The following is a 12,955-nucleotide window of genomic DNA, read 5'->3' as shown; positions in this document are numbered from 1 at the left end:
CACGATGAAGGCACCCAGGCGCGCCGCCTTCGGCGCCTCACGAATCGGCCCTGCGGCGACTCTGCGGATGCTGGCTCTCGCTCTCGCCGCTGCCCTGTTCGCGGTGGTGGCGATGGCCGCGGGAGTCGCCCTCCGGATGGCCCGCCGCGTCGTGACCCCCTCGGGACGTGTGCCCGACACGCGCATCGTCGACATCGACGTCCCCGCGCAGACGATCACGCTGGCGCGCACCGCCGATACCGTGCTGCCCGGCCGCTACGGCCTGTTCACCACAGGATCGGCCGACTACCTGAAGGTCGGGTCGGTCCTCTCGAGCGACGAGACCACCGTCAAGCGCAAGTTGCTCACCCAGGTGAGCGGGCAGTCGACGCTCGCCCCGGCGGCCGCGTTCAGCGGCTGGTACTACCAGCGGCCCGAGGAACTGCACCTTCCGTTCACGACGGAGCACGTCCACGCGGCGATCGGACCCTGCCCGGCCTGGCTGTTCCCCGCCGAGCCCACCCGCGACCTCGACGACGAGACCTGGGTCATCCAGATCCACGGGCGCGGCACCACACGGGCCGAATGCCTCCGCGCGGTCCCCGTCTTCCACGCGCTCGGCATCACCTCCCTCGTCGTGTCGTACCGCAACGACGGCGACGCCCCGCGCAGCCGTGCGGGCGCCTACGCGCTCGGCGCCACCGAATGGCGCGACGTGGATGCCGCCGTCGGCTGGGCCCTCCGACACGGAGCGCGCCGCGTGCTCCTGATGGGGTGGTCGATGGGCGGGGCCATCGCCCTGCAGACCTCGCTCGGCTCGGCGCATCGCGAACAGATCTCGGGCGTGATCCTCGACTCACCCGTCGTGGACTGGCGCACCGTGCTCGCCTACCAGGCGAAGGCCCTGCACGTTCCGTCTCCGGTCACCGGTCTGGCCATCGGCGCGCTGCGCTCCGACTGGACCGCGCCGGCCACCGGTGCGGACGGGGCGATCCCGTTCGACCGGCTCGACATCGTGGCCCGGGCGGGCGAGCTGCGGCATCCCGTGCTCATCCTGCACAGCGACGACGACGGCTTCGTGCCCTCGAGCGCCTCCCACCGACTCGCCGCCGCGCGGCCCGATCTGGTCGACCTCCAGGTGTTCCGCACGGCCCGCCACACCAAGCTGTGGAACTACGACCAGCAGCGGTGGACCGATGCGATCGGCGACTGGCTCCGCGACCGCGATCTGCTGCCGGTGCCGGCGACGCACCCCACCGACGAGGGAGAACGATGACGTCGACGACCACCGGGATCGTCCGGCTCGCGGAGCGCCAGCCCGCCGTGTCGGGCGCCGAGATGGTGGCCGCACTCGTGCCGCCGCCGCAGTTCGACGACGCGACGTTCGAGACCTATCGCGCCGATCCCGCCTACCCGTCGCAGCAGGAGGCGAAGGACCGCCTCATCGCGTTCAGCCGGGGGAGCGGCCCGGCCGAGCGCGGCGGACTGTTCCGTCGGGCGAAGAAGGCACCCGAGATGAAGCCCGGCGTCTATCTCGACGGCGGTTTCGGCGTCGGCAAGACCCACCTGCTCGCGGCGATCTACCACGCGGTGCCCGCACGCCGGAAGTACTTCGGCTCGTTCATCGAGTACACCGCCCTCGTCGGAGCGATCGGCTACCAGAAGACCGTCGAGCTGTTCCGCGGCGCCGATCTGCTCTGCATCGACGAGTTCGAGCTCGACGACCCCGGCGACACGATGGTGATGACGCGGCTGCTGGGAGAGCTGGTGCCCACCGGCACGCGGCTGGCCGCCACCTCCAACACCCCGCCGAACGCACTGGGGGAGGGCCGCTTCGCCGCCCAGGACTTCCTCCGCGAGATCCACGCGATGGCCGCGAGCTTCGAGACGATCCGCATCGACGGCACCGACTACCGCCAGCGTGCCATCGACGGCCACGCCGAGGTGTGGGACGACGACGGCTATCGCGCCGCGATCGACGAGGCCGCCGCATCCGGCGTGGTCTCCGACGACCGTTTCGGCGACCTGATCGCCCACCTCGCCACCGTGCACCCGTCCCGCTACGTGCGCCTGCTCGACGGGCTGTCGGCCATCGGTCTGCGCGATGTGGTCACACTGCAGGATCAGTCCGCGGCCCTGCGCCTGGTCGCCTTCGTCGACCGCGCTTACGACGCGCAGATCCCCGTCCGCGCGACCGGCCGCCCCCTCGACGAGGTCTTCGGCGACGACATGCTCGCCGGCGGATACCGGAAGAAGTACCTCCGCGCGATCTCGCGCCTCAACGCGCTCACGCATTCCTGAGGGGATTCACCGGCGCCGACCGCCCGGACGAAACGTGATGTTTACGTGAGCGGCGCCCGTGTAACCGACGCGAAACACGAGACGCATGCCGTCGGAAACGGCACGCCGCGACACTGATTGCGCTGGGACGTCCCGACCCCGAAACCGCGACGACCCGGTCCGAGTTACACAACACATCAGTGAGGACCTTCATGGACAGCGGAAATCTCGCTTGGTATATCGCCGCAACGGCGCTCGTGCTCTTTATGACGCCCGGAGTGGCCTTGTTCTACGGCGGGCTCGTCAAGGCCAAGAGCGTCATCAGCATGATGATGATGAGCTTCGGCGCGATGGGACTGGTCGCCGTGCTCTGGATCCTCTACGGATTCAACATGCAGACCGCCGACTGGTGGGGCGGCATCCTGGGCAACCCCTTCTCCGACTTCGGCCTCGGCACGATGGCGACCGGTGAGGACGCGACCGTGAACCTCACGGCCGTCGCCTATGGCGCCACCTTCGCGATCATCACCGTGGCCCTTATCTCCGGCGCCATCGCCGACCGCGCCCGTTTCGGCTCGTGGATGATCTTCGCGTTCTTCTTCGCGACCATCGACTACTTCGCCGTCGCCGGCTGGGTGTGGAACACCAACGGCTGGATCTTCAACCTGGGCACGACGCTGGGCTTCTCGACCGAGGTGATCGACTACGCCGGTGGCACCGCTGTCCACATCAACGCCGGCGCGGCCGCCCTCGCCCTCGCCCTGGTCCTCGGCAAGCGCGTCGGCTTCCAGAAGGGCATCCACAAGCCCCACAACGTGCCGCTCGTGATGCTGGGAGCCGCGATCCTGTGGTTCGGCTGGTTCGGCTTCAACGCCGGCGCGGCCGCCTTCTACGCCGCTCCCGAGGGCACCACGGGTGACATCCTGAGCGGTATCGCCGGTGTCGGCTCGCCCGCGGGCCTCATCGTCCTCAACACGCTCGGCGCGACCGCTGCCGCCATCCTCGGCTGGGCGATCGTCGAGAAGCTCAAGGACGGCAAGCCCACGGCTGTCGGCGCCGCCTCCGGTGCCGTCGCGGGTCTCGTCGCGATCACCCCCTCCTGCGCCAACCTCGCTCCCGGTTGGGCCCTGCTGCTCGGTATCATCGCCGGTGCCGTCTGCGCCCTGGCCGTCGAGCTCAAGTGGCGCCTCGGGTTCGACGACTCGCTCGACGTGGTCGGCGTCCACCTGGTCGGCGGTCTGATCGGAACCCTGTTCCTCGGCTTCTTCGCGACCGGCACGGGCCTGTTCCTCGGCGGCAACGCCGAGCAGCTCATCCTGCAGGCGATCGCCGCGGTCACCGTGCTGATCTTCTCCTTCGTCGTCGCCTACGTGCTCGGCTTCATCATCGAGAAGACGATCGGCTTCCGCGTCAAGAACGAGGACGAGGTCGCCGGCATCGACACCGCCGTCCACGGTGAAGAGGGCTACGCGCTCGTCGACTGACGCTCCCGCGTCACCAGCCCGAAGGGGCGTCGGATCTCCCGGTCCGGCGCCCCTTCGGCGTGCACGCACACTCGCGGTGCGCCAGCCGCTACGCGTTGTACCAGCCGCCACGGGACGGACCGCCCGCGGGGTAGCGGCTCGCACGCGGGATAGCGGTTCGGAGATCAGCGGGGTGGGGGAGGGGAGCGTGGTTGGTAGCGTGTGTCCATGACGGAGCGCCAGCGGAACGGATCCCTGACGGCACTGCTGCGCGGCGTCGTCGGCCTCTTCAGCCGCAATGGGTCGCGGCGGGCGGCGCCCTCGTCCCGGTCGGCGGGAGCACCCACCCCGCCGTCCTCGCCGGGACGCGAGGGGGAGACCGCGACGCGCGAGGTGCGCCCTCCCGCCCGTGGCGGGCTGCGCATCACCTACAGCCCGCGGCGCGACGGTGCGCCGGATGCGGGGGAGGTCGTCTGGACCTGGGTGCCCTATGAGGAGAACGACGGTCGGGGCAAGGACCGCCCTGTGCTCGTGATCGGTCGCCACGGCGCCGACCGCGTCTACGCCGTGCGGCTCACCAGCAAGTCGCACGACGGCGACCGCGACTACCTGTCGATCGGGCCGGGCGCGTGGGACGCGCAGGGCCGACCCTCGTGGGTCGACATCGAGCAGCTGTACAGCGTGCACGTGCGCGGCATGCGACGTGAAGCGGCGACACTCGACCGTCGCCGCTTCGCCGGGGTGGCCGCGGCGCTGCAGCAGCGGTACGGCTGGAGCAGCGACCTGTAGCGGAGGCGATCGCCCGCGATCACTCCGAGACGGTGCGCTGCACGACCGGCGCGAAGATGATGATGGCCGCCCCCAGCAGCGCCACCCCCGAGCCGACGTAGTCCCAGATGGTCGGCTTGAAGCCGTCGATGACGATGCCCCAGGCGAGCGAGCCCGCCACGAACACACCGCCGTACGCCGCCAGCACGCGTCCGAAGTGCGCGTCGGGTTGGAAGGCCGCGACGAAACCGTAGGCCCCGAGCGCGAGCACACCGAGCAGCGCGAAAAGCCAGCCCTTGTTCTCCCGCACCGACTGCCAGATGAGCCAGGCGCCGCCGATCTCCGCGACCGCGGCGAGCAGGAAGAGGACGATGATGCGCGCCGTGGTCATGGCGTCAGTCTGCCAGCGCCCGATGTCGGGGGTGTTTCCCGCCGCCGGAGCCCACTCGTCGCGGTTCCGGTGCCAGGAACGGCCGTGGCCAGGCACCGAGCGCGAGCACCGCGAGCACCGTCTGGACGAGGCCGGTCGTGAAATAGATGCCGTGGAGGGGCGACCAGACGAGCAGCATCGCGATCTCCACGAAGATCCAGATCATCATCACGAGGCCGGATGCTGCGTGCAGTCCCCACGTGACGGAGAGATGCCGTCGCTGCGCGGCCAGGGCGAGCGCCTGCGCCCCGCCGACGACGAATCCGAGGATGAGGGCGGGCCAGACCCACGAGGTGAACGGGGTGCGCTCGAGCCACTCCGGCGGCATCCCGACGCTGTCGCCGCCCACGACCGTGAGCAGAAGAAGCCCGATGACGGCGGACACCAGGTTGAACCAGGCCACGATGAGCAGGGACAGCCGGATCGCGCGGGGAACCCTCATGGGCGCGACCCTACCGGCACACCGGCGACCGAGCATCCGCGCATGGCCGTGAAATGACCCGAGGGAGAGGGAGGTGGATGGTGGGCGATACCAGACTCGAACTGATGACCTCTTCCGTGTGAAGGAAGCGCGCTACCAACTGCGCCAATCGCCCATGGCCCGTGCGGGCCGAGATCCGATGTTACCGGATGCGGGCCCCAGGCACGAATCCGTCAGCGCCCGGATGCCGAGACACGCGCGGGCTGCGCCCGGTTTTGCGATGGCGGATTAGTGGGCTAAAGTCGATCAAGTTCCCGGGGCAACCAGGGAGCACGCGGATGTAGCGCAGTTGGTAGCGCATCACCTTGCCAAGGTGAGGGTCGCGAGTTCGAGTCTCGTCATCCGCTCGAGTGCAGGGATCTCTTTTCGAAGTGATCACGGCACGTGGGGTCAAACCACACGGTTAATCCACACGGTGGCGTGGCCGAGCGGCTAGGCACCGGCCTGCAAAGCCGTTTACACGGGTTCGAATCCCGTCGCCACCTCGCCTCATAACTGAACATGCCTGTACAGGCGCGATTGGCGCAGCGGTAGCGCGCTTCCCTGACACGGAAGAGGTCACTGGTTCGATCCCAGTATCGCGCACAAGAACAACCCCGGTCAGCCGGGGTTTTTTTGTGCCCGGATGCGGGCCGGGCAACATCTGGGCAACATCGATCGGCGAGCCCGGGCAATAGTGCAACTGCTCCGCTGTGTGACTAGAACCACAGTATGACCAGGGAAAAGTCCACGGCCCCGGCCGAAACAACACAGGATCTCGCACGCTCCGCAGAAACTTCCTCGATCGCCCTCGGGCCCGGGGGAGAGACGGCTGAGTACGTGTTCGTCACGCCCGAGCTAGCGGCGCAGTGGCTAGCACGCAACATCGACCGCAACCGCAACGTGAAGAAGAGCCGCATCAACGGATACGTACGTGACATCCAGTCCGGAAACTGGGTGCTCACGGGCGAGGCGATCAAGTTCGACACCGACGGTCGGCTCATCGACGGGCAGAACCGATGTCACGCGATCGTGTCCGCCGGCTGCGGCGCATGGGTACTCGTCGTACGGGGGATCAGCCAGGAGGCTCTTGTCGTGTTGGACTCTGGGTCTGCTCGGAACACGGGGGACATGCTCGTCATCACCGGCCTGTCGGAGCGTGCGGATGCGAAGGACGTCGGTGCGATCGCTCGCTTGCATGTCGCGTGGAAGAAGGGCGACGTGAAGCACGCGGCATCCCACATCGGTGGGAGCGCGCAGCTGACGAAGACGGAGATGGCCGAAGCGGTCATGGGCATCCCGGACATCGACTTCGCCGCACGGTTCGCGCGCAACGTCTACCGGTACATACGCCTGCCCGTCAGCGCACTCGGGGTCGCGTTCCTCGAGTTCTCCGCGATCGACATGGACGACACCGCAGAGTTCTTCAACCGCATCCGCGACGGCATCCAGACGGGCCCTGGAGACCCCTTCCTGACACTTTCCCGCCGCGTGGCGTCCGACTTAGGCCGGCGCTTCCCGACGCATCCTGCCGGGGCAGGCGCTGTTCTACCTGTTCCGCACATGGAACGCGTACCGCGGGGGAGAGAACCTCCTCAAGCTCCAGATCGGTTCTCCGCAGTCCGGAATCGCACCCGTTCCCGTGCCGCGCTAGCGGAGAGACCTCGTCGACGCTTACGAGCACCCATGTCAGCGGCACCGCGCGGAACACGATGCGGAACAGTATCCCCGCGGGGCTCTACGGCTCCGTGGCGACCGCAGCGTCGGCGGTGCTCTCGGGCCCACCCCGGGCGCTTCGATCGACGTCAGCGCGTTCGCGTCGTTCCCGGAGGCCTACACGGTGCCGTCTGTGAGCGTGTCCGGCTCGATCCTGTTCCTCCGCTGACCAATGTCGGCGAAAGCCCATAGCCTGAGCACGCCGCCATCCAACCGAAGGGAACACAGTGTTCGAAGCTGAGCAGGCCAAGGCGCTCATCACATCTCTCAAGGACATGACCGCACAGCTCGAGAAGATCGCTGCCGAGGAGCTGGAGCTGCACCGGCAAGTCAACCCGGGCGGTGGGCCGACGCCCATCTCGCCAGACGCTGTGGCCATCCTGTCCGCGCGTATGCAGATCGTCACTCTCAACAAGGCCGTGATGACGATCGGTACGACGCTCACCGAGATCCTGCAAGACCGGATCGCGGAGCGAGACATGGGTCTCGACTAATCGCACCCGCCACGTGAGAGCGCTGTTCCGATCCTCGGGCACGGTGGCAGTTGGCGCGGGCGCCATCACGCTGTGAAAGGTCGGTGGGGGGAGGCATCGTTTAGGGTGGGCGCGTGCTCTTCGCCTTCATAGACGAGTCCTACACTCAGGACCGCTACTACGTCGCCGCCCTCGTCATCAGCGTCGACGACATCGGGCAGATGGGCGACGCCCTCAAGGAGGCCGCCGCGTACGCCGCAGGCTTCCGAATCGAGAAGGGCACCGAGTTCCACGGGCACCGCATCATGGCTGGTCGCGATGGCTGGGAGCCCATCAGGAACAAGCACCGCGCCGCCGGCCAGATCTACCGGCACGCTCTCACCAGGCTCGCCACACTCCCCGCGGTCGTCTACATCCAAGGGGTGGATGTCGCACGACTCAATGCCCGATACGCATACCCCGACCCGCCGCACCTTGTCTGCCTCAGACATGTGCTCGAAGACGTCAACACGTACGCCGCGAGCAAGGGCGAGGAGGTCATCGTGATCTGCGACCAGGTCACCGACCAGGAAGCACACTCGCGCCGCTTCGGCATCTACCAGAAGATCGGCACACCGGGCTACCGACCCAGCAAGCTCGCCCGGATCGAGCAGATGATGTTCGCCGACTCATCTGCGTCACCCGGATTGCAGTTCATCGACCTGGCCGTCTACCTCTACCGGCGGCGGGACGCCCACCAGACCCAGGACGCGCGCGCGGTGAAGCTCGTCGACATGTTGTGGTGGGCTCTCCGCCCTATCGTCGCGAAGCACCGCCGATGGGACCCCTGACGCACGAAAGCCCCACATGCGTGGGGCTCTCGGCGAACAACGCTCCGGGATCCGGCTCGTCGTACTCGCAATGTAGCATCCACCGCTGACAGTCAGCTAGACGCGCGCCGCGATGCGATCGTGAAGACCATGCCAAGCCCTGCCACACCACGCGAACACGCCGTCGCGATGATCGCTCACCACATCGCTGAAGCCCTCCTGATCGCGCTAGAAGCCCCCCCAAGGCGCCATCCGAGCCCGTGGCGGCACCGACGCCGCCACCGCCCACGCAGCGGGCGCCAGGTGCGCTCCTGACGTCGCGGACAAGCTCGGCGTCGCGGTCCAGACGACCTACCCGTGGCGGACGATGTGACCCGTCTACGGACCGCAGCCGTTCAGGGTCGGCAAATACCTGCGCTGGAAGCCCGAGGTCGTGGAGGCGTGGATCGCGGAGCAGAAGGAGGGGTGATCCGCGCCGCTACCGGGCGTGGTGCACAGGCTCATCAGAGGCTCAGGCTGGCGGAAAGTGCACTCATCGACCCCGCATTTACCCCGCACATATGCTGGTATCGGCGGGAAAGGGCGGATACCCCTCGGCCACGTTCCTCTGGCGCTTGCGCGCAAGCCGAAACCCCGCAGATACCCCTGATCATGCACGGTGCGCAATTACAAGTACGGTGCGCTACCAATTGCGCCAAGCCGGAAAGGCCCGGAAATCCGGGCCAAATCGGGGTGTCTACGGAATACGAGGGTATGTCACCCCGCACATTTATCTCTACTCTCCCACCGTTCGAGGAGCCAGCCCGGAGTCTATCCTTCGATCCCGCGGATCTCGCTCGACTGCCAGGATCGCTATGATCGCGCCATGAAGGCACTGCGAGCATGAACGAGCCCGTGGAGAATCCGTTCCCATCCTTCGAGGACGTCGTGTGGTCGTTCCTGCAGTTGGCCGGAGTACCGTTCTTGGTACTGGTGCCCGCGATGCTCGTGCTGTGGATACTCGACTGGATTCACACAGCACGCCGCGTCACATCCGGCGCGGCAATGGTCGCGTCTTCGACGCGGCGTGGCTTCGACGCCCTCAACGCGCGCGCCGCCTTCCGTGTCAGCATTTTGGTCGCTCTGCAAAGCGCCGCCGTAGCGTGCATCTACGGCGCTGTCGCCTGGCTCACGGCGATGGGCCCCCGCTCCACTTCGGGGAGACCGACCTTCGAGGAACTCGTCGACCAGGTGCTCGGCGACCCCGCAGCGCAGAAGGCGGCGTTCACGATTCTTTGGTTGTCAGTCGGCTTGGCTCTCGCGTTCGATGGCGCGATGGCGAGCCGCAATACGACGGCGATCAAGATCACCGGCGTGGCGTGCGTGGTCCTGATGTACGGCTTAGGCCTTCTCGGACTCGGTGGCGTCGTTCTAGGAGCATTCGGCTTACTCGCGTACGGGATGCCCCCTGATCACACAACGGCCATGTGGATCGGCCTCGCTGTTCTTGCTGCGATCGGGGTCCCCGCCGCTATCGCTTCTGATTACCAAGTGAAACGAGTCTTCCCTCAGCACGCGCGAGCGTGAGTAGGTGTCACTTATTCGCCATCTTGCGCAATACCTCATCGAGTGCTCTCGCCGCCGCCGTGCCGCCCACCGGCTTGCTCATGTAGACGTTCATCGTCAACGACGGGTCCGCGTGGCCGAGATACTCAGCGATCGCGCGAGCCGAAAGACCGGCCTGATCGAGCGCGGTCGCGACGGTCTTGCGGAACGAGTGGAAGGTATACTCACCCAGCTCGAGCCGCTCCCGCGCCGCCCGCCACTCGTTCGCCGTGTTGCGACGATCCCTGCGCTTGAGGAACGGCGTCGGGAACACCGGCCCGTCGCGACGCTCCCGGCGCACCAGAGTCACGACCGCGGCCGCGGCCGCGGCGAGCACGTTCGCGAGAGCTGCGAGGCTCGTCGCGGTTGCTACGAGGCCGGCCACGGTGGCCCACTGATCGAGACTGTCCACCCAGTGAATCCATCGGGGCTCGGTCGTCTGGTCCGCTCCGTCCCGCGTCGCACAACACCTGTGGTCGTCCCATCCGGGGGCCGGTCCTTCAGGTCAGACAATCCTCCATGCCTGCACCGTAGGGCGGTATCGGGAGTGGCATGCAGACTGTCCACATGCCGAACACGGATGCCAGCAGCACCCTCTACTTCGCCATCAAGAGCTTGCGCGGGTGGTACGAAGTCCTCCAGGGCGCTGAGAACAGCATGATGCCCGGCTTCAGACGGAACGTGGGGACCGTCGTGTCCTCCGTCCTTCTTGCAAGCGGTGAAGAGGTATCTCCCGTTGCCGTGACCGGTTCCCTGGATGACAGCTTCTCCGGAACGCTCCTGGTCGTCTACCCGAATTTTCTTGTCATGGTAGATGCGCTTCGTCTTAAATCCGATAGCGCGAGTCACGTCACAAAGTTGTGCCCGGTGGCGAGCGCATCTGCCATCGTCATCGAAACCAAGCACTCGTACTACGACGGAACCGAAGAGCATCCACGCCACAAGGGCTTCGTGTTCAGTGTCGTGCTTGGCGGACAGCGGATTCAGATCGGCGGCTCCGCCTATCCCCGGCAGTCGCCTTTGGTCGAGGACAGTGCGATCTACGAGGCGTTCAAGGTCGTCAGGGACCGCATCACGGCTTAGAACAGCGTCAGCCGGTGTCGTCGCTCTGACCTAAGGCACCGCACCCGCTCAGTCCGCGACTCGATCTGATTAATGAAGCAAGGCCATTCAGCGATCTCGCCATCGCTCCCATCGCTCTACGACGAAAGCGGTGTCATCCTCCGTCCACGCGGGGATCGTGATGCCTTGTGATTCGAGATCCTTACGCGCCTTCTCGTGCTCGAGTTGAGCCTCTAGCGACGACCGCGGCCGATACACTTCCCGGATCGAATCTGTCATCTGCTGATGAACCCGCGAGATGACGGACAGCTCGAACCCGTCGAGCACTCCTCCATCCTGCAGCCCGGCGATCTCAAGCAGAAGATCACGCACCGGCCCCTCCGGATGCGCGGGTGATGAACTCTCCGGTTGCGACGGGGTAGATGCGGTCGTCGACGTTGGAGGGTGCGCCGGGGATGATTCCGCCGGCTACGCGTCCGTCTCGCAGCCCTCCGTAGACGCGGTCGCCGACGACGACCTGGTCGGTGGTGAGTTTGAGAGTGATGGTGCGGCCGTCGTAGGCGCGGATGAACGTGTCGATGGTGGTGCGGGCGGCGGCGGTTCCGGCGATCATCTTCTACTGGATGTCGGAGGGGATGCCGAGATCTGGTCGGCGAGGGCTTGGGCGGCGTCGGCGTTGTAGCCGAGACGAGGGCGTTCTAACTGTTCTCGAGCGTCGCACGGTAACCGTCGGTGTTGCCGTCGAGGGCAAACTGCGCGTCGGCGGCATCCTGCGCTTACTCGGCGAGGGCGACGAGGAGGGCCGTGTTGTCGCGTCCGGCTGAGGTGGATTCGTCGAGGGTCGCAATGTACCCGCAAGTCCGTAGGAACGTCGTGCCGCGAAGCTGCTGTGCGACAAGGGCGACAACCTCGGTATGCGCGAGATCCCGCCGATAGTGAGCACACCTGGGGCCATAAGGGCGGCCCCACAAGGAGCGATCCCAAAGGCCCTCAAGCGCAAGAAGCAGTGACGGGGAGTTGCCTCTCCCACCGCAGACGAAAAAGGCGGGACGTTTGCATCTGACGTCCCGCCTTGCGCAGTCCATCTCGGGAGATGGTGCTGCGATTGTGATGGTCCCCAGACCGTTCACCTCCTCACCGTAACCACACGCGATCACAGACGACGCTTTGGGATCCGGCGTGGCGCCGTCGCGCTCCGCCGATGATTTCTTGGTGCCGTCTTGGTGCGATGTCGTCAAACTCGGGTCGTGCCCCCCACGCAAGCCCAGACCGATCAGACGTCTGACCCCGTTCCGCCGCGGTCGCGGGTTCCCGTACCGACCGCCGCCTTCTGGGCCGCCAAAGCGGCATCGACGGCGCTGGGGGAGGCGGTCTCCGACTACTCCATCCGCATCATGCCGCCCGAGGTCGCCGTGCTCCTCGGCTTCGCGTTCTTCGTGGGCGCCGTCGGTTTCCAGCTCACGCGCCACCGGTACCGTCCGCGTGCCTACTGGCTCGCCGTCGCCGCGGTCGGCGTTTTCGGCACGATGGCCGCCGACGTCATGCACGTGGCCCTGGGGGTGCCCTACCCCGTCGCCGCGACGGCCTACGCCGTCGCCCTCGCGATCGTGTTCGTGCTGTGGCGACGTGTCGAAGGAACCGTGTCGGTGCATCAGATCACGACCACCCGCCGCGAGTTGTTCTACTGGGCCGCGGTGGTCGGCACCTTCGCGCTCGGGACCGCGGTGGGAGACTTCACGGCCGTGGGACTCGGCATCGGCTACGTCGGCTCGATCGCCCTGTTCACGGTCGCGATCGCGGTGATCGCCGCGGGCCACCGGTGGGGCCGTTGGCCCGCGGTGCCGGCGTTCTGGGCCGCCTACGTCCTGACGCGTCCCTGGGGCGCGTCCGTCGCGGATGCCCTCGCGAAGCCGATCGCCGAGGGCGGGGCG

The 12,955-nt window shown here is 67.0% G+C and carries 15 protein-coding genes and 4 tRNA genes; 13 read left to right on the top strand and 6 right to left on the bottom strand.

Features of this window, described 5'->3' with window-relative positions:
- The first annotated feature begins 4 nt into the window (after window positions 1-4).
- The 4 genes from AC1Q49_RS07270 (at window position 5) to AC1Q49_RS07255 (ending at window position 4,511) form a co-directional block, all read left to right on the top strand.
- On the top strand, window positions 5-1,255 hold the full coding sequence (locus AC1Q49_RS07270) for an alpha/beta hydrolase family protein (RefSeq protein ID WP_061781757.1): 1,251 nt from the start codon (window positions 5-7) through the stop codon (window positions 1,253-1,255).
- Window positions 1,252-2,280 carry a cell division protein ZapE gene (zapE, locus tag AC1Q49_RS07265; protein ID WP_101306360.1) on the top strand — a complete coding sequence of 343 codons (1,029 nt, stop codon included), beginning with the start codon at window positions 1,252-1,254 and terminating at the stop codon, window positions 2,278-2,280. Before AC1Q49_RS07270 ends, zapE begins: the two co-directional genes overlap by 4 nt.
- 191 nt (window positions 2,281-2,471) lie before the next feature.
- Complete coding sequence (locus AC1Q49_RS07260; protein ID WP_060959568.1) at window positions 2,472-3,743, top strand: ammonium transporter; 1,272 nt, start codon at window positions 2,472-2,474, stop codon at window positions 3,741-3,743.
- A 207-nt stretch (window positions 3,744-3,950) separates the two neighbouring features.
- Window positions 3,951-4,511, top strand: coding sequence for a type II toxin-antitoxin system PemK/MazF family toxin (locus AC1Q49_RS07255; protein WP_101306361.1), 561 nt, complete (start codon window positions 3,951-3,953; stop codon window positions 4,509-4,511).
- Between the two features lie 19 nt (window positions 4,512-4,530).
- Here AC1Q49_RS07255 and AC1Q49_RS07250 read toward each other — a convergent pair whose 3' ends face one another.
- The 3 genes from AC1Q49_RS07250 to AC1Q49_RS07240 all read right to left on the bottom strand — a co-directional run bounded on the left by AC1Q49_RS07250 (window position 4,531) and on the right by AC1Q49_RS07240 (window position 5,516).
- A complete protein-coding gene (locus AC1Q49_RS07250; RefSeq protein ID WP_101306362.1) occupies window positions 4,531-4,881 on the bottom strand; it encodes a YnfA family protein in 351 nt (116 codons plus the stop codon).
- Between the two features lie 4 nt (window positions 4,882-4,885).
- A complete protein-coding gene (locus tag AC1Q49_RS07245) occupies window positions 4,886-5,362 on the bottom strand; it encodes a hypothetical protein (protein ID WP_492491325.1) in 477 nt (158 codons plus the stop codon).
- 78 nt (window positions 5,363-5,440) lie between these two features.
- Window positions 5,441-5,516: transfer RNA gene (locus AC1Q49_RS07240), tRNA-Val, on the bottom strand.
- 159 nt (window positions 5,517-5,675) lie between these two features.
- Between AC1Q49_RS07240 and AC1Q49_RS07235 the strand changes: the two genes are divergently transcribed.
- The 7 genes from AC1Q49_RS07235 (at window position 5,676) to AC1Q49_RS07205 (ending at window position 9,944) form a co-directional block, all read left to right on the top strand.
- Window positions 5,676-5,748 (top strand) — tRNA-Gly (locus AC1Q49_RS07235).
- Window positions 5,749-5,815: 67 nt separating this feature from the next.
- A tRNA-Cys gene (locus AC1Q49_RS07230) sits at window positions 5,816-5,886 on the top strand.
- Between the two features lie 28 nt (window positions 5,887-5,914).
- Window positions 5,915-5,986: transfer RNA gene (locus AC1Q49_RS07225), tRNA-Val, on the top strand.
- A 126-nt stretch (window positions 5,987-6,112) separates the two neighbouring features.
- Window positions 6,113-7,288 carry a hypothetical protein gene (locus tag AC1Q49_RS07220; RefSeq protein ID WP_157831615.1) on the top strand — a complete coding sequence of 392 codons (1,176 nt, stop codon included), beginning with the start codon at window positions 6,113-6,115 and terminating at the stop codon, window positions 7,286-7,288.
- Between the two features lie 35 nt (window positions 7,289-7,323).
- Entirely contained in the window at window positions 7,324-7,590 is a 267-nt protein-coding gene (locus AC1Q49_RS07215) for a hypothetical protein (RefSeq protein ID WP_101306366.1), read from the top strand.
- A gap of 113 nt (window positions 7,591-7,703) precedes the next feature.
- Complete coding sequence (locus AC1Q49_RS07210) at window positions 7,704-8,399, top strand: DUF3800 domain-containing protein (RefSeq protein WP_492491322.1); 696 nt, start codon at window positions 7,704-7,706, stop codon at window positions 8,397-8,399.
- Between the two features lie 861 nt (window positions 8,400-9,260).
- Complete coding sequence (locus AC1Q49_RS07205; RefSeq protein ID WP_101306367.1) at window positions 9,261-9,944, top strand: hypothetical protein; 684 nt, start codon at window positions 9,261-9,263, stop codon at window positions 9,942-9,944.
- A gap of 7 nt (window positions 9,945-9,951) precedes the next feature.
- Here the strand turns inward: AC1Q49_RS07205 and AC1Q49_RS07200 are convergent, their stop codons facing one another.
- Window positions 9,952-10,374, bottom strand: coding sequence for a tyrosine-type recombinase/integrase (locus AC1Q49_RS07200; protein ID WP_198553617.1), 423 nt, complete (start codon window positions 10,372-10,374; stop codon window positions 9,952-9,954).
- Between the two features lie 155 nt (window positions 10,375-10,529).
- Here AC1Q49_RS07200 and AC1Q49_RS07195 point away from each other — a divergent pair, with 155 nt between their 5' ends.
- On the top strand, window positions 10,530-11,045 hold the full coding sequence (locus AC1Q49_RS07195) for a hypothetical protein (protein WP_492491319.1): 516 nt from the start codon (window positions 10,530-10,532) through the stop codon (window positions 11,043-11,045).
- Between the two features lie 87 nt (window positions 11,046-11,132).
- On the opposite strand, the gene AC1Q49_RS07190 is transcribed toward AC1Q49_RS07195, so the two are convergent.
- The gene (locus tag AC1Q49_RS07190; RefSeq protein WP_101306370.1) at window positions 11,133-11,396 is read right to left on the bottom strand and encodes a hypothetical protein; all 264 of its coding nucleotides are present in this window, start codon (window positions 11,394-11,396) and stop codon (window positions 11,133-11,135) included.
- The gene (locus tag AC1Q49_RS07185; protein WP_101306371.1) at window positions 11,389-11,637 is read right to left on the bottom strand and encodes a hypothetical protein; all 249 of its coding nucleotides are present in this window, start codon (window positions 11,635-11,637) and stop codon (window positions 11,389-11,391) included. The genes AC1Q49_RS07190 and AC1Q49_RS07185 overlap by 8 nt, the downstream gene beginning before the upstream one ends.
- Window positions 11,638-12,271: 634 nt before the next feature.
- Between AC1Q49_RS07185 and AC1Q49_RS07180 the strand changes: the two genes are divergently transcribed.
- Window positions 12,272-12,955: COG4705 family protein (locus tag AC1Q49_RS07180; RefSeq protein ID WP_492491317.1), on the top strand; the 684-nt coding region annotated here is incomplete at its 3' end.

Source organism: Microbacterium sp. MPR-TSA4, assembly GCF_058792815.1.
This window is presented reverse-complemented; position numbering and strand designations above follow the sequence as displayed.